General features: G+C 62.6%; 20 protein-coding genes and 2 tRNA genes. 4 read left to right on the top strand and 18 right to left on the bottom strand.

The window, feature by feature from the left end:
* Positions 1–47 precede the first annotated feature (47 nt).
* Together AC56DV_RS21795 and AC56DV_RS21790 are read left to right on the top strand one after the other, a co-directional pair.
* The gene (locus tag AC56DV_RS21795; RefSeq protein WP_496316312.1) at positions 48–782 is read left to right on the top strand and encodes a substrate-binding periplasmic protein; all 735 of its coding nucleotides are present in this window, start codon (positions 48–50) and stop codon (positions 780–782) included.
* 210 nt (positions 783–992) lie between these two features.
* The gene (locus AC56DV_RS21790) at positions 993–2114 is read left to right on the top strand and encodes a hypothetical protein (RefSeq protein WP_496316311.1); all 1122 of its coding nucleotides are present in this window, start codon (positions 993–995) and stop codon (positions 2112–2114) included.
* Between the two features lie 248 nt (positions 2115–2362).
* Here AC56DV_RS21790 and AC56DV_RS21785 read toward each other — a convergent pair.
* The 6 genes from AC56DV_RS21785 to AC56DV_RS21760 all read right to left on the bottom strand — a co-directional run bounded on the left by AC56DV_RS21785 (position 2363) and on the right by AC56DV_RS21760 (position 7740).
* Positions 2363–2439 (bottom strand) — tRNA-Arg (locus tag AC56DV_RS21785).
* Positions 2440–2523: 84 nt separating this feature from the next.
* Positions 2524–2600: transfer RNA gene (locus tag AC56DV_RS21780), tRNA-Pro, on the bottom strand.
* Positions 2601–2671: 71 nt separating this feature from the next.
* On the bottom strand, positions 2672–4021 hold the full coding sequence (gene glmM / locus AC56DV_RS21775; RefSeq protein WP_496316310.1) for a phosphoglucosamine mutase: 1350 nt from the start codon (positions 4019–4021) through the stop codon (positions 2672–2674).
* A gap of 17 nt (positions 4022–4038) precedes the next feature.
* Positions 4039–4872, bottom strand: a complete 834-nt coding sequence (gene folP, locus AC56DV_RS21770; RefSeq protein ID WP_496316309.1) for a dihydropteroate synthase — start codon at positions 4870–4872, stop codon at positions 4039–4041.
* A gap of 128 nt (positions 4873–5000) precedes the next feature.
* Complete coding sequence (gene ftsH, locus AC56DV_RS21765) at positions 5001–6884, bottom strand: ATP-dependent zinc metalloprotease FtsH (protein ID WP_496316308.1); 1884 nt, start codon at positions 6882–6884, stop codon at positions 5001–5003.
* 187 nt (positions 6885–7071) lie between these two features.
* A complete protein-coding gene (locus AC56DV_RS21760; RefSeq protein WP_496316307.1) occupies positions 7072–7740 on the bottom strand; it encodes an RlmE family RNA methyltransferase in 669 nt (222 codons plus the stop codon).
* A 43-nt stretch (positions 7741–7783) separates the two neighbouring features.
* On the opposite strand from AC56DV_RS21760, the gene AC56DV_RS21755 reads away from it, so the two are divergent.
* The gene (locus AC56DV_RS21755) at positions 7784–8251 is read left to right on the top strand and encodes a YhbY family RNA-binding protein (protein WP_496316306.1); all 468 of its coding nucleotides are present in this window, start codon (positions 7784–7786) and stop codon (positions 8249–8251) included.
* A 33-nt stretch (positions 8252–8284) separates the two neighbouring features.
* Here AC56DV_RS21755 and AC56DV_RS21750 read toward each other — a convergent pair whose 3' ends face one another.
* The 4 genes from AC56DV_RS21750 to carA all read right to left on the bottom strand — a co-directional run bounded on the left by AC56DV_RS21750 (position 8285) and on the right by carA (position 13693).
* Positions 8285–8725, bottom strand: coding sequence for a DUF4149 domain-containing protein (locus AC56DV_RS21750; protein ID WP_496316305.1), 441 nt, complete (start codon positions 8723–8725; stop codon positions 8285–8287).
* Positions 8726–8736: 11 nt separating this feature from the next.
* On the bottom strand, positions 8737–9213 hold the full coding sequence (gene greA, locus AC56DV_RS21745; protein ID WP_056404685.1) for a transcription elongation factor GreA: 477 nt from the start codon (positions 9211–9213) through the stop codon (positions 8737–8739).
* Between the two features lie 96 nt (positions 9214–9309).
* Complete coding sequence (carB, locus tag AC56DV_RS21740; RefSeq protein ID WP_496316304.1) at positions 9310–12528, bottom strand: carbamoyl-phosphate synthase large subunit; 3219 nt, start codon at positions 12526–12528, stop codon at positions 9310–9312.
* Positions 12529–12532: 4 nt separating this feature from the next.
* On the bottom strand, positions 12533–13693 hold the full coding sequence (gene carA, locus AC56DV_RS21735) for a glutamine-hydrolyzing carbamoyl-phosphate synthase small subunit (protein ID WP_496316303.1): 1161 nt from the start codon (positions 13691–13693) through the stop codon (positions 12533–12535).
* A 257-nt stretch (positions 13694–13950) separates the two neighbouring features.
* Here carA and AC56DV_RS21730 point away from each other — a divergent pair, with 257 nt between their 5' ends.
* On the top strand, positions 13951–14829 hold the full coding sequence (locus tag AC56DV_RS21730; RefSeq protein ID WP_496316302.1) for a DUF4351 domain-containing protein: 879 nt from the start codon (positions 13951–13953) through the stop codon (positions 14827–14829).
* A gap of 62 nt (positions 14830–14891) precedes the next feature.
* Here the strand turns inward: AC56DV_RS21730 and AC56DV_RS21725 are convergent, their stop codons facing one another.
* From AC56DV_RS21725 to pstC, 8 genes are all read right to left on the bottom strand, one after another.
* Positions 14892–15296: a heme-binding protein gene (locus AC56DV_RS21725; RefSeq protein ID WP_056404693.1), complete on the bottom strand. Its 405-nt coding sequence runs from the start codon at positions 15294–15296 to the stop codon at positions 14892–14894.
* 34 nt (positions 15297–15330) lie between these two features.
* Entirely contained in the window at positions 15331–16296 is a 966-nt protein-coding gene (locus tag AC56DV_RS21720) for a patatin-like phospholipase family protein (RefSeq protein WP_496316301.1), read from the bottom strand.
* A 96-nt stretch (positions 16297–16392) separates the two neighbouring features.
* The gene (gene phoR, locus AC56DV_RS21715) at positions 16393–17670 is read right to left on the bottom strand and encodes a phosphate regulon sensor histidine kinase PhoR (protein WP_496316300.1); all 1278 of its coding nucleotides are present in this window, start codon (positions 17668–17670) and stop codon (positions 16393–16395) included.
* Positions 17671–17674: 4 nt separating this feature from the next.
* Positions 17675–18364 (bottom strand): phosphate regulon transcriptional regulator PhoB, encoded by a 690-nt coding sequence (phoB, locus tag AC56DV_RS21710; RefSeq protein ID WP_056404698.1) that lies wholly within the window; start codon positions 18362–18364, stop codon positions 17675–17677.
* A 14-nt stretch (positions 18365–18378) separates the two neighbouring features.
* Positions 18379–19083, bottom strand: coding sequence for a phosphate signaling complex protein PhoU (gene phoU, locus AC56DV_RS21705; protein WP_496316299.1), 705 nt, complete (start codon positions 19081–19083; stop codon positions 18379–18381).
* Between the two features lie 36 nt (positions 19084–19119).
* Positions 19120–19911 carry a phosphate ABC transporter ATP-binding protein PstB gene (pstB, locus tag AC56DV_RS21700; RefSeq protein ID WP_496316298.1) on the bottom strand — a complete coding sequence of 264 codons (792 nt, stop codon included), beginning with the start codon at positions 19909–19911 and terminating at the stop codon, positions 19120–19122.
* A 21-nt stretch (positions 19912–19932) separates the two neighbouring features.
* A complete protein-coding gene (gene pstA / locus AC56DV_RS21695; RefSeq protein WP_496316297.1) occupies positions 19933–20796 on the bottom strand; it encodes a phosphate ABC transporter permease PstA in 864 nt (287 codons plus the stop codon).
* Positions 20793–21809, bottom strand: coding sequence for a phosphate ABC transporter permease subunit PstC (gene pstC / locus AC56DV_RS21690; protein WP_496316296.1), 1017 nt, complete (start codon positions 21807–21809; stop codon positions 20793–20795). Before pstC ends, pstA begins: the two co-directional genes overlap by 4 nt.
* Between the last annotated feature and the right edge of the window lie 40 nt (positions 21810–21849).

Genomic DNA, 21849 nt, shown 5'->3' with positions numbered 1-21849 from the left:
CCTGCTTTAAAGACACAAGGCCTTCCTTGCGGAAGGCCTTTTTCTTAATGAAACGCTTATCCACATTCATTATCGGCGCCCTGCTGGCCCAGCCCTGCCTGGCCGACGACATCGTATTCGGGGTGTCCACCGGCAGCGCCATGCCCATGACGGAATTCCGCGATGGAGCGCTGGTGGGCGGCCTGTTAAAGGACTTCGGCGATGCGCTCGCGCGCGAATTGCAGGCCGCGCCGCGCTATCTCACCTTTCCGCGCAAGCGCGTGGAATCGGCATTAATCGGCAAGCAGGTGGATTTGATATGCGATTTGCGCCCGGAATGGCTGGACCGCAAGGAATGGAATTGGACCGATACGGTTTTCACCAATAATATGACGGTGGCAAGCCGAAAAGACACGCCGCCGATAGCGCAATTGAAAGCCCTCGCCAATCTGCGGACCGGGACCTTGCTGGGATACCGGTATCAGGAAATAGAAAACGTCCTAGGCAAAAGCTTTCTGCGCGACGAGGCATTAACCGACGATATCAACCTCAGCAAGCTGCTGACGCACCGCTTCGATTATATGCTGACCAATTCGCTGTATTTCGAATATCAGCGCAAAGTCCACGCGGAACGCCTGCAGTTGAACCCGGTCTCCTTCAAAATTACTTCCTTCGATACTTACTGCGCCTTGCCGCCGCAAGGCAAATGGCAAGCAGCCAGGGTGAACCGCGCTATCCAGGCGCTGAAAAGCCGGGGCGAGATCCAGGCCATCCTGTCGCACTACCGTCCCGCCGGTAACTAAGCAAGCCATTCAGCCACGACCCAGCCGTCCCGCGCCAGGGCGGCTTTGGCACGCCTGAAGCATGCCAGATGTTGGCTTAATCACACCAAATCCGGGCATGAGCGTGCCTACCCTGCACCCGCAAGCAACAGGCGGCGGCACGCAAGCCTGCGTTCCTTGACACTGGCGGCCCTGGTGATACCATGAGGCAACACCCTCTCGAGTCCCGCCATGCATACCCAGACCCAAACGGATTTCCATTCGCCAGTCCAGTACCGCGCTTTATTCACGCCATGGACGGACGTTTTATTGCTGGGCGGCGGTTCGGTGATCGCATTATTGATCTTTAAAGCGCTGCGCCTCGATTCCGAAAGCGTGGCGCAATTGGCCATTGCCATGCTGGTCATTGCCAATTTCGTTAATCATCCGCACTTCGCCTATTCCTACCAACTGTTTTATGGATCGTGGAATGATGTAAGGAATGGCGCCATGCCGCCTGATTTAACGCGCCGCTGGTGGCTGGCGGGCGTTATTGCCCCTGCCGCACTGGCCTTGACACTGGTGCTGGGCGCATTGTTATGGCTGAATGGCCATCCCCTGGTATTGGGCATCGGTTTGAACCTGATGGGATTACTGGTGGGCTGGCATTATGTAAAGCAAGGCTTCGGCATGGCAATGATGGATGCGGCTTTTAAAAAGCGCTATTGGCCGGCTGCGACGCGTAAAGCCTTGCTGATGAATGCCTACGCCTGCTGGGTTGCTGCATGGACTTTAGGCAACAGCACGCAGATTGCGCGCGATTTGTGGGGCGTATTCGGCATTGCGGTCAATGTTCCCGGCCTTATTGTGATTGCCGCCTGCACCGTAGCGGCAGGCACGACTGCTTGGTGCGGACTGGAAATATATCGCGCCATTAGCCAATGGCATGCGCAGCAATTGAATTGGAAACAGTTGCCGCTGGCGGGATTAACCGGCTATCTCGTCACGCTCTATGTCTGGATGGGCCTGATCAGCCTGGATGCGGCATTCGTGCTGACCATCCCCTTCTTCCATTCGCTGCAATATCTGACCGTGATCGGCCGCTACAAGGCCAACGAAGCCAAATCCGGCGGCTGGACCCGGGCCCGCATAGCGGGCTTCGTGCTGACCGGCGCCGTGCTGGGCGCCATCGGCTTCTGGCTGCTGCCCGGCGCGCTGGACTATGCACGCACCGGCAAGATCCCCGAAATCGGCAGCCCCGCGCTGGCCGTGGCCTGCTGCTGGATTTTCATCAATGTGCACCACTACCTGATCGACAACGTGCTGTGGCGCCAGGGTAACCCCAAGGTCAAACAGCATTTGTTCGACGCCTGAACGGCCGCTTCCGCACTGCCGGTTTCACTCCACGCTGCATCGCAGCAAAAACGTGTGCTCGCGCGAACATGGAAGACCACGGCAACGGCATCGCGCCGGGCGACCTGCAGCAAGCCGCGCTCCTTCGGCCCGCTGGGCATGCGTGACCGGGTATGGGCATTGGACGGCAACATCGAGAGCGATTCAGATCGCACTATTTCACTTAGAAACTTTAATAGAAAATCAACTCCAGGCGCGGAATTGCAGATTGGCCTGCCCAGCTGGGTTCGAACCAGCGACCCTCAGCTTAGAAGGCTGATGCTCTATCCAACTGAGCTATGGGCAGTCAGGGTTGATATTTTTTGCCGGCAGAGAAGCTCTGCGGAAATGAAAAACGGGCTGTCTTTCGACAGCCCGTCTTAAAAGTTCTTGGTCGGAGTACAAGGATTCGAACCTTGGACCCCCTGGTCCCAAACCAGGTGCGCTACCGGGCTGCGCTACACTCCGATGAACGTATTATAGGTGCTAGGCCCCTATGGCGTCAATGCGGCGGCGGAAAAGTTTCGTCTGCTCAAGAGTCAGGCAGCCAGCTTGGCATCGACCTTGTCGGCGATGCGGCGGGCGCAGCTTTCGGCGGCGGCCGCGTCGCGCGCTTCCACCATCACGCGGATCAGCGGCTCGGTGCCGGAGGCGCGGATCAGCACGCGGCCGCTGTCGCCCAGCTCGCGCTCGACGGCATCCTTCTCGGCCACCATGGCGGGATTCTTCTGCCAGTCGAAACCGGCCGGCACGCGCACATTGATCAGGGTTTGCGGGAACAGCACCAGCTCGGCCGCGCATTGCTCCAGCGACTTGCCGCTGCGCTTCAGCGCGGACAGTACTTGCAGCGCCGACACGATGCCGTCGCCGGTGGTGTGCTTGTCCAGCGCCAGCAGGTGGCCGGAGCCCTCGCCGCCCAGCAGCCAGCCGCGCTCCTGCATCACTTCCAGCACGTAGCGGTCGCCCACCTTGGCGCGCGCGAACGGGATGTTCTTTTCCTTGAACGCCACTTCCAGCGCCATATTCGTCATCAGCGTGCCGACCGCGCCGTCCACCTTGCCGGTGGCGCAGCGGTCCATCACCATCACGTACAGCAGCTCGTCGCCGTTATACAGGCGGCCCTTGGCGTCGCACATGATGAGGCGGTCGGCATCGCCGTCCAGCGCGATGCCGAGGTCGGCGCCGTGCTCGACCACGGCGGCGGCCATGGCGGCCGGCGCGGTGGCGCCGACGCCGTCATTGATGTTGTAGCCGGACGGCTTGTTGCCGATGGCGATCACTTCCGCGCCCAGTTCATGGAACACGTGCGGCGCGATGTTGTAGGCGGCGCCGTGCGCGCAGTCGACCACGATCTTCAAGCCGCGCAGGTCCAGCGCGTTGGGGAAGGTGCTCTTGCAGAACTCGATGTAGCGGCCCTGCGCGTCGTCCAGGCGCTTGGCGCGGCCCAGCTTGTCCGGCGCCACGCATTCCATCGGCAGGTCCAGCTGCGCTTCAATGTCCAGTTCCACCGCGTCGGGCAGCTTGGCGCCCTGGTCGGAGAAGAACTTGATGCCGTTGTCCTGGTAAGGGTTGTGCGAGGCGGAAATGACCACGCCGGCCTGCAGGCGCAGCGCGCGCGTCAGGTAGGCGATGGCCGGGGTCGGCATCGGGCCGGCCAGCATCACGTCCACGCCGGCGGCCGCGAAGCCCGCTTCCAGCGCCGCTTCCAGCATATAGCCGGAAATGCGGGTGTCTTTGCCGATCAGCACGGTCGAACGCGCCGAGCCGCTCATGTTCTTGACCAGCACCTTGCCTGCGGCATAGCCCAGGCGCATGACGAAGTCCGGGGTGATCGGCGCGACGCCAACCAGGCCGCGTACGCCATCGGTTCCAAAATATTTACGTGCCATGTCAGTTCTCTTTATCGTTAGTTTGCCGCTTGCCATACTTTCAGCGCATCGACGGTCTCTGCCACGTCGTGCACCCTGACTATTTGCGCGCCATGCGCCACTGCCGCCAGCGCGCCGCCCAGGCTGCCGGCCATGCGCTGCTCGACCGGTTTGCCGGTTACCGCCCCTATCATGGACTTGCGCGACAGGCCCGCCAGCAGCGGTACGCCCAGCTCTTGCACCAGCTGGCGGCCCGCCTTGATCAAAGCATAATTATGCTCGACAGTCTTACCAAAGCCAAACCCCGGATCGATCCAGATTCGACGCCGCTCTATACCGGCTTCCGTCAGCGCGGCGATGCGCGCGCGCAGGAAGTCCGCCACCTCGCGCACCACGTCGCCGTATTCGGGCGCTTGCTGCATGGTAGCCGGGTCCCCGCGCATGTGCATAATACACAACGCGCAGTCGCTGTCGCGCACGGCAGCGATGGCGCCCGGCGCCTGGAAGGCGTTGATGTCGTTGATCATGTCCACCCCGGCCAGTACGGCTTCGCGCATCACGGCGGGCTTGTAGGTGTCCACCGAGATGGCTTTGCCGCAGTCGCGCAGCGCGTAGACCACCGGCATCACGCGGCGCAGCTCGTCTTCCAGCGGGACCGCCGGCGCGCCCGGGCGGGTCGATTCGCCGCCGATGTCGATGATGTCCACGCCCTGCTCGATCATTTCTTCGGCGTGGGCGATGGCGAACTCCAGCGAGGCGTGCTGGCCGCCGTCGGAGAAGGAATCGGGGGTGACGTTGAGGATGCCCATCACGAGGGCGCCCGCCGGGTGCAGCGGGAGGTTGAAACGGCCGAACGGTATGGTCTGTCGCATAAAACTGGTAAAGGCGTCTGAAAAGGAAAAAGGGGGATCGCGCCGCAGTGCGGTACGATCCGAGCCCCGTAGTAAAAAGCAAAAAGGGCGAGGATTGCTCCTCACCCTTTCTGTCTGGCGCGCGGCGTTTAAGCCGGTGCGGTGGCGCTGTTCGGCGTGGCGCCCGGACCGTCGCCGCTCGGCTGCTTGCGCAGCGTGACGCCGGCTTTCGGCGGGCGCGGCTCGATGCCGGCCATGATATCGTTGATCTGGTCGGCGTCGATGGTTTCCCATTCCAGCAGCGACTTCGTCATCACTTCCACCTTGTCGCGGTTTTCTTCCAGCAGCTTGCGGGCCAGCGCGTATTGCGTGTCCAGGATGTTGCGGATTTCCGCGTCCACCTTTTGCTGCGTGGCTTCCGAGATGGTCTTGTTGGTGCCGCCCATGAAGCCTTCGTTCTGGCTGTCCTCGTACACCATGACGCCCAGCGCGTCGGACATGCCGAAGCGGGTCACCATGGAACGGGCCAGCTTGGTGGCGCGCGAGAAGTCGTTGGAGGCGCCGGTGGACATCTGGCCGACGAAGATTTCCTCGGCGATGCGGCCGCCGAACAGGATGGAAATCTCTTCCAGCATCTTGTCCTTGTAGCCGGAGATGTTGTCGTGCTCAGGCAGCTGCCAGGTCAGGCCCAGGGCCCAGCCGCGCGGCATGATGGTCACTTTGTGCACCGGATCGGCCTTCGGCAGCAGCTTGGCGACGACGGCGTGGCCGCTCTCGTGGTAAGCCGTGTTGCGGCGCTCTTCCTCGCGGATCACCATGGACTTGCGTTCCGGGCCCATGAAGATCTTGTCTTTCGCGTCCTCGAAGTCCTGCATGTCGACCAGGCGCTTGTTGCGGCGCGCGGCGAACAGGGCAGCTTCGTTGACCAGGTTGGCCAGGTCGGCGCCCGAGAAACCGGGGGTGCCGCGGGCCAGGATGTCGGCTTTCACGTCGGTGCCGATAGGCACTTTGCGCATGTGCACGTTCAGGATCTGCTCGCGGCCGCGGATGTCCGGCAGGCCGACCGATACTTGACGGTCGAAACGGCCCGGGCGCAGCAGCGCCTTGTCCAGCACGTCCGCACGGTTGGTGGCGGCGATCACGATCACGCCGGACGAGGCTTCGAAGCCGTCCATTTCCACCAGCAGCTGGTTCAGCGTCTGTTCGCGCTCGTCGTTGCCGCCGCCCATGCCGGCGCCGCGATGGCGGCCGACGGCGTCGATCTCGTCGATGAAGATGATGCAAGGCGAGTGCTTCTTGGCGTTCTCGAACATGTCGCGCACGCGGCTTGCGCCCACGCCGACGAACATTTCCACGAAGTCCGAACCGGAAATCGAGAAGAACGGCACCTTGGCTTCACCCGCGATGGCGCGCGCCAGCAGGGTTTTACCGGTACCCGGAGGGCCGACCATCAGCACGCCGCGTGGAATGCGGCCGCCCAGTTTCTGGAATTTGGTAGGGTCTTTCAGGAAGTCGACGATCTCGGTCACTTCCTCTTTCGCTTCGTCGCAGCCGGCCACGTCGCCGAAGGTGACGGTGTTGTTGGTTTCATCCAGCATGCGCGCCTTCGACTTGCCGAAGGAGAACGCGCCGCCCTTGCCGCCGCCCTGCATCTGGCGCATGAAGAATATCCATACGCCGATCAGCAGCAGCATCGGGAACCAGGACACGAACACCTGCTGCAGGAACGATGGCTCCTCGGGCGGTTTCACGTCGAAGCGGACGTTGTTGTCGCGCAGGTCGCCGATCAGGCCACGGTCCAGGTAGGTGGAGGTGGTGCGGACCTTGCTGCCGTCGTCCTTGGTGGCGGTGATGGTATTGCCTTCAATCACCACATCTTTGACGCGCCGGGCTTTGACTTCATCCAGCAAATCGGAATAAGCGATCGTCTTCGAACCAGCGGCCGTGCCATGATTCTCGAATTGCTTAAACAGCATGAATAATAGCAGGGCAACGACGACCCAAATGGCTGATTTGGAAAACATGTTATTCACGAAAACTCCTTGGATGCGGGACGCATCTTTGACCGATAGCAGAAATCCGATTTTACTCGCAATACCGCTGCCCGTGCCATAAACCTGCCCCGTACGGTGCACAAATCCGGCGCACACCTGCCGCGAGGAGACGCAAATCCGCTCCCCATCGCAGGATTTGCGGCCGGGACGGCAAATATCAAGGTCTTTACACTATGGGATTGGACTTATTTTCCACCGGATTCTTCAATCCGCGCCCCAGCAGGAAGATTTCGGACGATTTGTCGCGGCTGGCCTTGGGCTTTTTCTGCGTCACGGTCTTGAACTCGGCGCGGAATTTCTCGTACACCGAGTTGAAACCCATGTCTTTAAAGCATTTGACCAGCAGCGCGCCGCCCGGTTTCAGGTGCAATTGCGAAAATTCGATGGCCAGATCGATCAGATCCTCCATGCGCGCCGCGTCCGCCGAGGAGATCCCGGACAGGTTGGGCGCCATGTCGGACAGCACCAGGTCGCATTTGCGGCCCTGCAACACCGCGCCGAGCTGCTCCAGCGTTTCGATTTCGCGGAAGTCGCCTTGTATAAAATGCACGTCGGCGATCGGTTCCATCGGCAGCATGTCGAGCCCGATCATGGTGCCGTTGATGCCGCCGCCCTCCTTGCCGGCCAGCTTGCGCCGCACGTACTGGCCCCAGCTGCCGGGGGTGCAGCCCAGGTCGACGATCACCTGCCCTGGTTTGACCAGATGTTCGTCTTCGTCGATCTCCTTGAGCTTGTAAGCGGCCCGGGCGCGGTAGCCGTCTTTCTGCGCCGCTTTCACGTAAGGATCGTTAATATGGTCGTGCAACCAGTTTTTGTTTAATTTCTTCTTTGCCATTCGCGTAGAATACTGCCTTTAGAGAACTACCGAAAAAAATATTATGATCAAACTCACACCCGTTGAACGCGCTGCCCTGCGCGCCGAGGCCCATGGCCTGAAACCTGTCGTCATGATAGGCGAAGCGGGCTTGACGCCTGCCGTCATCAAGGAAATCGAACTGGGCCTCGACGCCCACGGCCTGATCAAGGTGCGCGTGTTCGGCGACGACCGCGAAGCCCGCGCCGGCATGTACGACACCATCTGCGAGCAGCTGGAAGCCGCTCCGGTGCAGCACATCGGCAAGCTGCTGGTCCTGTACCGTCCGAAAAAGGAAGTGGAAAAGGAACGCAGCGCCAAGACCGGCAAAGGCATGCGCATGGTCACCATCGTGAAACCGAGCGCCAGCGGCACCAAAAAGCCGTCGGTCAACAAGGTTCTGCTGAAGGGGAATGAGCGTGTGACCGAGGGCGGCACCATCAAGCGTGCCAAGGTCCGCCAGAAAAGCACCAAGAAGTCCTCGCTGGGCTGATCTGCGAACCGGGGTTTCAACCCCGGTTTTTTTTTACTGCTTCAACACCAGCCAGCCCGCCAGCAGGCTCTGAATCAGGTAAATGCCGCTCGCCGCGCCGTGCAGCATGCCAAAGCGGCTTTTCATGGCCGACTCCATCACGCCCGCCGGTCCCGCCGCCGCGCGCAGTTCGGCCATCATCGGCTGCAGGCCGAAGTGGCTGACCACCGTGCACATCACCATCAGCACGATAATCGCCAGCACGGTGCGGCGGCGCTTGGCGTCCCAGTCCGGGGTGGCGCGCCACAACAGCAGCATCATGGCCAGGCCGCAGCCCAGCGACAGCAGCGCCATGGCATGGAACATGCTGCCGGCGATGGTGCCGGCCAGCACGCGGTCGCTCAAGGTGGCGAACAGGGTCGGCGCCACCAGGTAGCCCACCGCCCACAGGCTGCCGGCCCACAGGGCGGCCACCAGCAGGCGGACTTTCACCATGTAAGCGCGCATCAGATGTAGCGCACTTCCAGGATCTCGTACTCGCGCGGGCCGGACGGCGCCTGCACTTCCACCACGTCGCCGGCCGACTTGCCGATCAGCGCGCGGGCGATCGGCGAGGTCACCGATACCTTGCTCAGTTTCAGGTCGGCTTCATCCAGGCCGACGATCTGGTAGGTCACCTTCTGGCCCGATTCCAGGTCTTCCAGGTCCACCGTGGAGGCGAACACCACGCGGCCTTCGGCGTCCAGTTGGGTTGGATCGATGATTTGCGCTGCGCTCAGCTTGCCTTCCAGTTCCGCGATGCGGCCTTCCACGAAGGCCTGGCGCTCCTTGGCGGCATCGTACTCGGCGTTTTCCGACAGGTCGCCATGCGAACGCGCTTCGGCGATCGCGTCGATCACGATGCGGCGCTCCTTGGTCTTCAACTGGTGCAGCTCCTCCTTCAGGAGTTCTGCGCCGAATTTGGTCAATGGAACTGAAGTCATAATTGTCTCTCTAGGTTACGAAAAGCACAGAGCCCGCGCCATGCATCGGCGCGGGCTCTGTGTCAGCGATCTGGATTGCGTATCGCTTAAAGGAGCTTAGTGTAAGGTTTTATGCAGACCTTGTAAATCGTACACGCGCAACTCGTCCAAATGGCGGATACCGGCCACGGCCGCTTCCGCGCCGGCAATGGTGGTGTAGGTGGTGACGCGGGCCGCCAGCGACGAGGTACGGATGGCGCGCGAGTCCGTGATGGCGCTGCGCTTCTCTTCCACCGTATTGATCACCAGCTTGATCTCATGGTTCTTGATCATGTCGACCACGTGCGGACGGCCTTCGGCCACCTTGTTGACCGCGGTGACCGGCACGCCGGCCGCCGAGATCACCGCCGCGGTGCCCTTGGTGGCCACCAGCGTGAAGCCCATGTCGACCAGGTCTTTCGCCACTTTCACGGCGCGCGGTTTGTCCGAGGCCTTCACCGACAGGAACACCTTGCCCGACTTCGGCAGGTTCACGCCGGCGCCCAGCTGCGACTTGACGAAGGCTTCGCCGAAGGTCATGCCCACGCCCATCACTTCGCCGGTCGATTTCATCTCAGGGCCGAGAATGGTGTCCACGCCCGGGAATTTCACGAACGGGAACACGGCTTCCTTGACGCTGTAGTAAGGCGGCACCACTTCCTTGGTGATGCCCTGCGATTCCAGGCTCTGGCCGACCATGCAGCGCGCGGCGATCTTGGCCAGCTGCAGGCCGGTCGCTTTCGACACGTATGGCACGGTGCGCGAGGCGCGCGGGTTCACTTCCAGCACGAACACCACGTCCTGGCCATCCTGCTTCTGGATCGCGAACTGCACGTTCATCAGGCCGACCACGTTCAGGCCCTTGGCCATCAGCGAGGTCTGGCGCTTCAGTTCGTCGATGGTTTCCTGCGACAGCGAGTAAGGCGGCAGCGAGCAGGCCGAGTCGCCCGAGTGCACGCCGGCTTGTTCGATGTGCTCCATCACACCGCCGATGAAGGTGGTGGTGCCGTCGGAGATGCAGTCCACGTCGCACTCGATGGCGTCGTTCAGGAAGCGGTCCAGCAGCACCGGCGAGTCGTTCGATACTTTCACGGCTTCGCGCATGTAGCGTTCCAGGTCGCGCTGCTCGTGCACGATTTCCATCGCGCGGCCGCCCAGCACGTAGGAAGGGCGCACCACCAGCGGGTAGCCGATTTCCTGCGCCAGGGTCAGCGCCTCGGCTTCGGTGCGCGCGGTGCGATTAGGCGGCTGGCGCAGGCCCAGGTCCTGCAGCAGCTTCTGGAAACGCTCGCGGTCTTCCGCGGCGTCGATCATGTCCGGCGAGGTGCCGATGATGGGCACGCCGTTGGCTTCCAGGTCCAGCGCCAGTTTCAGCGGGGTCTGGCCGCCGTACTGCACGATCACGCCCACCGGTTTTTCCAGCGCCACGATTTCCAGCACGTCTTCCAGCGTCAGCGATTCGAAGTACAGGCGGTCCGAGGTGTCGTAGTCGGTCGACACGGTTTCAGGGTTGCAGTTGACCATGATGGTCTCGTAGCCGTCTTCGCGCATGGCCAGCGCCGCGTGCACGCAGCAGTAGTCGAATTCGATACCCTGGCCGATGCGGTTCGGGCCACCGCCCAGCACCATGATCTTTTTCTTGTCCGACGGGTTGGACTCGCATTCCTCGTCGTAGGTCGAGTACATGTAAGCGGTGTCGGTCGAGAACTCGGCGGCGCAGGTGTCCACGCGCTTGTACACCGGACGGATATTCAGCTCGTGGCGCTTGTTGCGCACGGCGGTGTCGGTGGTCTGCAGCAGGAAGCCCAGGCGGCGGTCCGAGAAGCCCTTCTGTTTCAGCTTGTACAGCGTGGTCTTGTCGATGTTTTCCAGCTTCTGCGTGTCCAGCCACAGTTCCAAGTCCACGATCTCCTTGATCTGGATCAGGAACCATGGATCGATCTTGGTCAGGTTGTGCACTTCTTCCAGCGTGAAGCCCTGGGCGAAAGCGTCGCCCACGTACCAGATGCGCTCAGGACCAGGCTCGCCCAGTTCCTCTTCGATCTTCTCGCGGTCGCGGGTTTTTTCGTTCATGCCGTCCACGCCCACTTCCAGGCCGCGCAGGGCTTTCTGGAACGATTCCTGGAAGTTGCGGCCGATGGCCATCACTTCACCGACCGATTTCATCTGGGTGGTCAGGTGGTGGTCGGCGGTCGGGAACTTCTCGAACGTGAAGCGCGGCACCTTGGTGACCACGTAGTCGATCGAAGGCTCGAACGAGGCAGGGGTGGCGCCGCCGGTGATCTCGTTGCGCAGCTCGTCGAGCGTGAAGCCGACGGCCAGCTTGGCCGCCACTTTGGCGATCGGGAAGCCGGTCGCCTTGGATGCCAGCGCCGACGAACGCGACACGCGCGGGTTCATCTCGATGACGATCATGCGGCCGTCTTTCGGATTGATCGAGAACTGCACGTTGGAGCCGCCGGTGTCCACGCCGATCTCGCGCAGCACCGCCAGCGAGGCGTTGCGCATGATCTGGTATTCCTTGTCGGTCAGCGTTTGCGCAGGAGCGACGGTGATGGAGTCGCCGGTGTGCACGCCCATCGGGTCCAGGTTTTCGATCGAGCAGATGATGATGCAGTTGTCCGCCTTGTCGCGCACCACTTCCATCTCGTACTCTTTCCAGCCCAGCAGCGATTCTTCGATCAGCAGCTCGTTGGTTGGCGAGGCTTCCAGGCCGCGTTTGCAGATGGCTTCGAACTCTTCCTCGTTGTAGGCGATGCCGCCGCCGCTGCCGCCCATGGTGAAGGACGGGCGGATGATGGTCGGGAAGCCGACTTCCTTCTGCACCGCCCACGATTCTTCCAGCGAGTGGGCAACGCCGGAACGGGCCGAACCCAGGCCGATCTTGGTCATCGCATCCTTGAACTTGGAGCGGTCTTCGGCCTTGTCGATGGCTTCCGGAGTGGCGCCGATCAGCTCGACCTTGTACTTGTCCAGCACGCCGTGCCGGTGCAGGTCCAGCGCGCAGTTCAGCGCGGTCTGGCCGCCCATGGTCGGCAGGATCGCGTCCGGCTTTTCCTTGGCGATGATTTTCTCAACGACTTGCCAGGTGATCGGCTCGATGTAGGTCACATCGGCCATTTCCGGGTCGGTCATGATGGTGGCGGGATTGCTGTTCACCAGGATGACTTTGTAGCCCTCTTCGCGCAGGGCCTTGCAGGCCTGGGCGCCGGAATAGTCGAACTCGCAGGCCTGGCCGATGATGATGGGGCCGGCGCCGATGATCAGAATACTTTTAATGTCTGTACGTTTTGGCATCTTATTATTTCTCCGCCGCTGCCATCATCGAGATGAAGCGGTCAAACAGGTAGGCGACGTCGGTAGGACCAGGCGATGCTTCAGGGTGGCCCTGGAAGCAGAAGGCCGGGGTGTCGGTGCGGGCGAAGCCCTGCAGCGAACCGTCGAACAGCGATTTGTGGGTGACGCGGCAGTTGGCCGGCAGCGTGTCCGCATCGACCGCGAAACCGTGGTTCTGCGACGTGATCAGCACTTGTTTGCTGTCCAGGTCCTGCACCGGGTGGTTGGCGCCGTGGTGACCGAACTTCATCTTCAGCGTCTTGGCGCCGGAAGCCAGCGCCATGATCTGGTGGCCCAGGCAGATGCCGAACACCGGCAGCTTTTTGTCCATGAAGACTTTGGTGGCGGCGATCGCGTAATCGCACGGCTCAGGGTCGCCGGGGCCGTTCGACAGGAACACGCCGTCCGGGTTCATGGCCAGCACCTCTTCGGCGCTGGTCTGGGCCGGCACCACGGTCACTTTGCAGCCGCGCGACGTCAGCATGCGCAGGATGTTGCGCTTGACGCCGAAGTCGTAGGCGACCACATGGAATTTCGGATCTTCCAGCTTGGCGTAGCCTTCGCCCAGGGTCCATTCGGCTTCGGTCCACTCGTAGGCGGCCTTCACCGTCACCACCTTGGCCAGGTCCATGCCGGACAGGCCGGGGAAGGAGCGCGCCAGTTCCAGCGCCTGCTCGACCGACGGTTCCTTGCCTTGCGTGCCGGTCAGGATGGCGCCGCCCTGCGCGCCTTTTTCGCGCAGGATGCGGGTCAGCTTGCGGGTGTCGATGCCGGCGATGGCGACGATGTTCTCGGCCTTCAGGTAATCGGACAGGGACTGGGTGGAGCGGAAGTTCGAGGCCAGCAGCGGCAGGTCGCGGATCACGAGGCCGGCGGCGTGGACTTTGGTGGATTCGACGTCTTCAGGATTGACGCCGTAGTTGCCGATGTGGGGATACGTCAGGGTGACGATCTGGCGGCAGTAGCTGGGGTCGGTCAGGATTTCCTGGTAACCGGTCATGGAAGTATTGAAAACTACTTCGCCTGTCGTGTGGCCGACGGCACCGATGGAAAAACCTTTGAAAATAGTTCCGTCAGCAAGAGCCAGGATGGCTGGGACGGCGGGGCCAGAAAAAAATGGCGGCAAGGGCAACTCCTGATAAAGTTACCGTAGCTGCGCCACGTCAGACGACCGACAAAATACCTGGCTGCGGGCCGGGCGGAAGGTCAGATTGATGATGGGTGAGTGGTAGTCGCTACGGTAGATGTGAGATTGGCTAAACCTTTGAATTATAACCTAAAGAGGCCCATTCCACAATGCCGTCCGGAAGTCGTTCGTCAGTCCCTGCAGCAATTCTTGCGCCAGATCCAAACGTCTTTGCACCGCCCCGCTAGACTGAGCCGGTGCCCGTCATCCCCCTGCCCCTGCCGCCCGAAACCTATGACGCACCCTGGAAAGGCGCGCTGGCAGCCTATTTCCGCGATTTCATGGCGTTCTATTTCCCGGACATGGGCGCAGCCATCGACTGGTCCAGGGCGCCGGTATTCCTGGACAAGGAACTGCCCCAGGTAACGCGCGACGCCGCACTCGGCACCCGGCTGGCGGATCATCTGGTGCAGATTTATACCCGGGACGGCAGCAAGCAGTGGATGCTGATCCATATCGAGGTACAGCCACAGCAGCGCCACGCCGCCAAATGGAAGCTCGCACGCTTGCTGTTCGCGCGTGACTGGGAGCGGCAGCGTGTCATAAACTTATTTCATGTCATAGACTGGATCATGCGCCTGCCGAAGGAACTGGAGGACCAGTTATGGCAGGACATCGTCGATCTGGAAGGGAGGAAAGCCATGGATACCTACGTCCCGCGCGGCGCACGCATAGCGATGATGCGCGAACTGAACGAGGCACGTGAAAAAGCGCAGAAAGAAGGCTGGCTGGAGGGGCAGCGCAAAGGCTGGGAGGAAGGACGGCGAAAAGGCTGGGAGCAAGGGCAGGCACAAGGGCAGGCACAAGGCCGCCAGCAAGGGCTTTTTGATGGGCTGCTGGAAGGCCGGCAGGAAGGCCGGCAGGAAGGCCGCATAGAAGGCCGCCAGGAAGGTTTGGCCGACGGGTTGCGGATGGGGCAGGCTGCACTCCTCGCCAGGCTGCTGACCAAGCGCTTCGGCCAACTGCCCGCCGATGCCGAGGCACAGATTGCCGGGGCCGAGTTGAGCCAGCTGCAGGCATGGGCGGATGCGGCGCTGGAGGCCCGCACGCTGGCCGAGGTCTTCAAGCGCCACTGAAGCGCCGGCGCCATCGAAGGCGCCACCCTGCCCCGCCGGCCCTGCTCTGCCCTGGTTTAGGCTTAACCCAGGGCGGCGATGCCGACCTTGGCTACTTGCGCGTCTTCGTTCGACTTCACGCCGGACACGCCAACCGCGCCCACCACGTGGCCGTCAACGATCACCGGCACGCCGCCTTCCAGCATGCCTTCCATTTCCGGCGCGCTCAGGAACGACACGCGGCCGTTGTTGATCATTTCCTCGTACACGCGCGATTCGCGGCGGCCCAGCGCGGCCACGCGCGCCTTCTTCGGGGCGATGTGCGACGAGATCGGCGCGGCGCCGTCCAGGCGCTGGAACCACAGCGCATGGCCGCCGTCGTCCACGATGGAGATCGATACCGCCCACTTGTTGGCCACAGCCTCGGCTTCGGCAGCAGCGGCAATCTTTTTCACATCTTCGAGGGTCAGTACTGGTTTGGTTTGCATGGGACTTCCTGATTAAGAATATTGAAATAACAACTTACTGCTCGCGCATGGCTTTCAGCTTTTGCTTGAGCTGGGCCATGATGGCGTTGGTGGCCCGCTCCCCGGCCTGGATGGCCTTGTTGCGGTTGCCGAAATCGTTGCCCGCCATGCGCCCCAGCGGGGGCTGGATCACGATGTCGGCGTCCTTCAGCTCATACTGGTTGATGCGCTGCCCCATGATGCTGAAGGTCTGCAGGATCACTTCCAGCGAGCTGATCGCCGCCTGCGAGTCGGTCTGGGTGGAAATATTGACGGCGATAATGAAATCCGCGCCCATCTCGCGCGCGAAGCGCACCGGCACCGGCGCCACTAGGCCGCCGTCCACATATGTGTGGCTGCCGATCACCACCGGCTGGAACACGCCCGGCACGGACGAACTGGCGCGCACCGCCATGCCGGTATTGCCGCGCTGGAACAGGATCGGCTGGCCGTTCTTCAGGTCGGCCGCCACCGCGCCGAAGGGGATCTTGAGTCTTTCGATGGGGCGGTTGTGCACCGCCTTGTTGACGTAGGCTTGCAGCGCCTCCCCCTTCAGCACGCCGGACGACTTGCCGAACAGCGGCATGGCCCAGTCCGAGATGGCGGCCTCATCCATCTCATACGCCATTTTCTGCAGGGCGGCGCCGGAATTGCCGGCCGCGTACAGCGCGCCGACCACGCTGCCGGCGCTGGTGCCCACCACCACGTCCGGCACGATGCCCTGCGCCTCGAGCGCCTTGATCACGCCGATATGGGCGAAGCCGCGCGCGGCGCCGCCGCCCAGGGCCAGGCCGATCTTGATCTTGCGCTGCGGGGGCGCGACGACGACGGGGGGCGCCAGCGGATTGACGGGAATCACGGCCGGCGCCACCACGGTGGCGGCCGGCGTAGCCGGCACCACGGGCGGCGCCACGGGAGTGGATGCGCATCCGGCCAGCGCGGCGGCGGCCAGGACGGAAGCGAATAAGCGTTTCAGGGACATGTATCGACTATCTGCACAGTTAAAGCGGGCAGATTGTAACGCAAGCCGGGCCATGGCCCCAAAACAGGCTTCAAATCGCAGCGCTCGGACAGCTGCTTACACTTTAGGCAGGCACACCGTGAAACTGCTGCCCTTGCCCGCCTCGGATTTGATCGACAGGCTGCCGCCATGCCGCAGCAGCACGTGCTTGACGATGGCCAGGCCCAGCCCGGTGCCCTGGGTTTCGCGCGAACGGCTCTTGTCGACACGATAGAAACGCTCGGTAAGCCGCGAGATATGCTCGGGGCTGATGCCGATGCCGGTATCCGCCACCACGAACTTGGCGCCCTTGCCGCTGTCGTTCCAGCTCAGGCGGATGCTGCCGCCGGCCGGCGTGTAGCGCACCGCGTTCGAGGCCAGGTTGCCGAAGGCGCTGTGCAGCTCGTCGTAATTGCCCTGCACCGCCACGTCCTCCATCTCCAGCGTGATCTCGTGCTTGCCCGCCGACAACGCGCGCGCGTCGCGCAGCACCTGCTCCAGCAGGGTGCGGGTGTCGATCTTCTCCGGCCGCATCGGGTGGTCCACCGACTCCAGGCGCGACAAGGTCAGCATGTCCTCGATCAGGTGCTGCATGCGGTGGCCCTGCTCGGTCATCAGCTTCAGGTGCGCCATGCGGGTGGCCGTGTCCAGGTCCTCGGAGGCGGCAATTTCCAGGAAGCCGACAATCACCGTCAGCGGCGTGCGCAGCTCGTGCGAGGCGTTGGCGATGAAGTCGCGCCGCATCATCTCGGTGCGCTCGGTCTCCGTCACGTCGTGCGTCACCAGGATCTGGCGCCGGTTCTCGAACGGAATGATATGCACGATCAGCTTGCGCTCGCGGAAGGTCAGCGTCAGCGGCTGGTCGTAGCGGCCCAGGATGATGTAATCCATGAACTCCGGGCTGCGGATCAGATTGGTCACCCGCATGCCCTTGTCGCGCTCGTTGCGCAGGCCCAGGTGGGCCTCGGCGGCCGGATTGCACCACTCCAGGAACAGCACGTCGTCCATGATGACCACGCCGTCCGGCAGCAGATGCATGGCCTGGCGGAAGCGCGTCAGCCATTCGGTCAGCTCGGCCTGGTTCTTTTCATCGTCGCGGCGCAGCCGGTACAGGCGCGAGAAGATGCCGGTCCAGGCGCCCCAGCCGTCCGGCAGCTTGGCGCTCTGCGGGTCGTCCAGCCAGTCGCTCAGCTGGTACAGATAGTTCAGCTGCGCAAACACCATCGCGGCCATCACGATGAAGGCCACGATCAGCGCCGGCGTGGCGCCGAACAGCCACCACAAAATGCCGACGCCCACCAGGATCAAGCCCATGCGCAGCGCCGCCGGCACCCAGAACACCAGTTTTGGATTCATAGTTCTATTTTTCGGACAGCATGTAGCCGACGCTGCGCACCGTCTTGATCAGGTGTTCGGCCTCCTTCAGTGCCTTGCGCAGGCGCAGCACGTGCACGTCCACCGTGCGCTCCTCGATCACCACGTGGTCGCCCCATACTTTGTCGAGCAGCTGGCTGCGCGAGAACACGCGCTCCGGATGCGCCATGAAGAACTTCAGCAGCTTGTACTCGGCGTGGCCGATGTCGATCTTCTGCTCGTTCATCAGCACCGTGCAGCTGACCGGGTCCAGGGTCACGCCGCCCACGTTCATGGCGGCCTGCGCGTGCTCCGGGCTCTTGCGCCGCAACAGCGCCTTGGCGCGCGCCAGCAGCTCGCGCGGCGAGAACGGCTTGGTGATGTAATCGTCGGCGCCGCTATTCAGGCCGGCCAGCTTGTCCTCTTCCATGCTCTTTGCGGTGAGCATGATGATGGGGATGTCCTGGAACTGGCGGTCGGAGCGGATGCGCGACAGCAGGCGCAGGCCGGTCTGGTCGGGCAGCATCCAGTCCAGCAGCAGCAGCTGCGGCGTGCGCTTGGTGATGAAGTCCCAGGCATCGCCCACGGTCGAGACGGCGCACACATTCCAGCCCGCGTCGCGCAGCGAAAACGTCACCAGTTCGACGATCGCAGGCTCGTCCTCCACTATCAGTACAGTCGTTTTATCAGATGCCATGGTACCGCTTTGCTTTATTCTGGGAGATCGTCCGGTACTGGAGCGGTCTTGGTATGGCGGATGTCCTTGCCTTCCACCACGTAAATCACGTACTCGGCGATGTTCTTCGCGTGGTCGCCGATGCGCTCGATCGCTTTCGCCACCCACAGCGTGTCCAGCGCGGCCGAGATGGTACGCGGATCTTCCATCATGAAGGTGATCAGATTGCGCATGATGGAGCGGAACTCGTGGTCGATCACGGCGTCCTGCGCGATCAGCTGCAGCGCCTGCTTGCCGTCGTTGCGGGCGAACGCGTCCAGCGCGTCGTGCAGCATGTCGCTGGTGGCGTTGGCGATGCTGCGCACCATTTCGTAGTGGCTCACCGTCACGGCGCCGCGGCTGTGCAGGCTTTTCGCGGTGCGCGCGATCTTGGTGGCCTCGTCGCCGATGCGCTCCAGGTCGGTGATCACCTTGATGGTGGCCATCACGGTGCGCAAGTCATTGGCGGTCGGCTGGCGGCGCACGATCAGGTGGCTGCAGGCGTCGTCCAGCTGCACTTCCAGCTGGTTCACGGTGTCGTCTTCGCGCATCACGCGCTCGGCGCGTTCCAGGTTGCCGATGCGGAAGCAGGTCATGGCGTCGAGGAATTGGGTCTCGACGATGCCGCCCATCAGCAGCACCTTGGAGCGGATCGCTTCCAGTTCCTCGTCATACTTCTTGGATGAATGTTCGCCCATCATGGTGGTTCTCTCCGTACTCTTGTTATGTGCCGAGGCTTAGCCGAAGCGGCCGGTGATGTAGTCCTGCGTTTCCTTGCGGGCAGGGTTCATGAAGATCTGGTCGGTTTCGCCGAACTCCACCAGCTCGCCCAGGTACATATAGGCGGTGTAGTCGGAGCAGCGCGCCGCCTGCTGCATGTTGTGGGTGACGATGGCGATGGTGTAATCCTGCTTCAGCTCGCTGATCAGTTCTTCCACTTTCGAGGTCGAGATCGGGTCCAGCGCCGAGGTCGGCTCGTCGAGCAGCAGCACGTCGGGCTTCACCGCCACGCCGCGCGCGATGCACAGGCGCTGCTGCTGGCCGCCGGACAGCGACAGGCCGCTCTTGGTCAGCTTGTCCTTCACCTCGCCCCACAGCGCGGCCTTCTTCAGCGCCCATTCCACGCGCTCGTCCATCTCGCCTTTCGACAGGTCCTCATACAGGCGCACGCCGAAAGCGATGTTGTCGTAGATCGACATCGGGAACGGGGTCGGCTTCTGGAACACCATGCCCACCTTGGCGCGCAGCATGTTCACGTCCTGGCCCGGCTCGAGGATGTTGCGGCCGCGGTACATGATGGAACCTTCGGCGCGCTGGCCCGGGTACAGGTCGTACATGCGGTTCAGGGTGCGCAGCAGGGTCGACTTGCCGCAGCCGGACGGGCCGATGAAGGCCGTCACCTGCTTCTCGTGCACGTCCAGGTTGACGTTGTGCAGGCTCTGCGCCTTGCCGTAGAAGAAGTTCAGGCCCGAAATTTCGATGGTCTTGCGCTTGGCGGCTTTGATTTCGTTGCTCATTTGCGTATTCATCAGTAGTAATCTTTTTTCGAATTAGTTCGGGGCTTTTTGCGAGAACACGGTGCGCGACAGGATGTTCAGGCCCAGCACGCTGAAGGTCACCAGCAGGGCGCCGCCCCAGGCCAGCGAGCGCCAGTTGTCGTACGGGCTCATGGCGAACTGGTAAATCACCACCGGCAGATTGGCCACCGGCGCGTTCATGTCGGCGCTGAAGAACTGGTTGTTCAGCGCGGTGAACAGCAGCGGCGCGGTTTCGCCGGAGATGCGGGCCACGGCCAGCAGCACGCCGGTCACCACGCCGGCCTTGACCGCGCGCAGGCGCACCGTCATGGCCACTTTCCAGCGCGGCGCGCCCAGCGCGAAAGCCGCTTCCAGCAGGCTGCTGGGCACCAGCTTGAGCATATTGTCGGTGGTGCGCACCACCACCGGCACCGCGATCAGCGACAGCGCGATGGAACCGGCGTAGCCCGAGAAGTGCTTCACGTTGGCCACGTACAGCGCGTACACGAACAGGCCGATCACGATGGACGGCGCGGACAGCATGATGTCGGTCACGAAGCGGGTCACTTGCGCCACCTTGTTCTCTTCACCGTATTCGGCCAGGTAGATGCCGGCCAGGATGCCGATCGGGGTCGACACCACGGTGGCCACGCCCACCATCATCAGGCTGCCGACGATGGCGTTCAGCAAGCCGCCGCCTTCGCTGCCGGGGGCCGGCGTGTTGGCCGTGAACAGGGTGTAGTGCAGAGCCGAGAAGCCGTTGATCAGCAGCGTGGCGAGGATCCACAGCAGCACGATCAGACCGACCGACATGGCCATCACGGACAGCGCGATGCCGACACGGTGCACCATCAGGCGCTTGCGGTAGACCGCGTTCATTGGGGTAGCTTGGCTCATTTGACGCCTTCCTTGCGGGACATGCCGGCCAGCATCAGCTTGGCGGCGGACAGAACGATCAGGGTAATCACGAACAGGATCAGCGCCAGCGCGTACAGCGAAGACACGTGCAGCGTGCTCTCCGCTTCGGCGAACTCATTGGCCAGCGTGGAGGCGATCGAGTTACCGGCCGCGAACAGCGACCAGGACAATTTGTTGGCGTTGCCGATGACGAAGGTCACCGCCATGGTCTCGCCCAGCGCGCGGCCCAGGCCCAGCATCACGCCGCCGACCACGCCGCTCTTAGTGTACGGCAGCACGATCTTGCGCACCACTTCCCACTTGGTGCAGCCCAGGCCGTATGCCGATTCCTTCAGCACCGCCGGCACGATCTCGAACACGTCGCGCATCACGGAGGAAATGAAGGGGATGATCATCACCGCCAGGATCAGGCCGGCGGTCAGGATGCCGATGCCCATGGTCGGGCCGCTGAACACGGAACCGATCACGGGCAGCTGGCCCAGCGTGGCTTTCAGGAAGGGCTGCACGTAGTCGCCGAACAGCGGCGCGAACACGAACAGGCCCCACATGCCGTAGATGATGGACGGCACGCCGGCCAGCAGCTCGACCGCCGTGCCCAGCGGGCGGCGCAGCCAGACCGGGCAGATCTCGGTCAGGAACAGCGCGATGCCGAAGCTCACCGGAAAGGCGATCAGCAGCGCGATGCCGGCCGTGGCCAGGGTGCCGACGATGGCGATCAGCCCGCCGTAGTTGTCGTTGACCGGGTCCCACTCGACGGTGGTGATGAAGGCCGGGCCGAAGTGCTGCAGCGCCGGCATGGCGCCGAGCACCAGCGAAATGATAATCCCCACCAGTACCAGCAGTACCGACAGGGAAAAGGTCATCGTGACTTTGTGGAAGATGAAATCCTGGATGCGCTGTTTGCGCATGGTCGAGAGCATGGCGGCATTGGACACTTCTGTCATGGCGGGCTCCGACAAGGTGATCGGCGGGGTAGTGATGTCTGCGCTCATAGAGTTGTCTTGTTCTGGATGTGGGCTAGCCGGGTGCGCC

This window comes from Massilia sp. BGA-UO-ETr-WB1 (assembly GCF_059567845.1).
The sequence above is the reverse complement of the archived record's forward strand: the minus strand, read 5'-3'. Positions and strand labels throughout refer to the sequence as shown.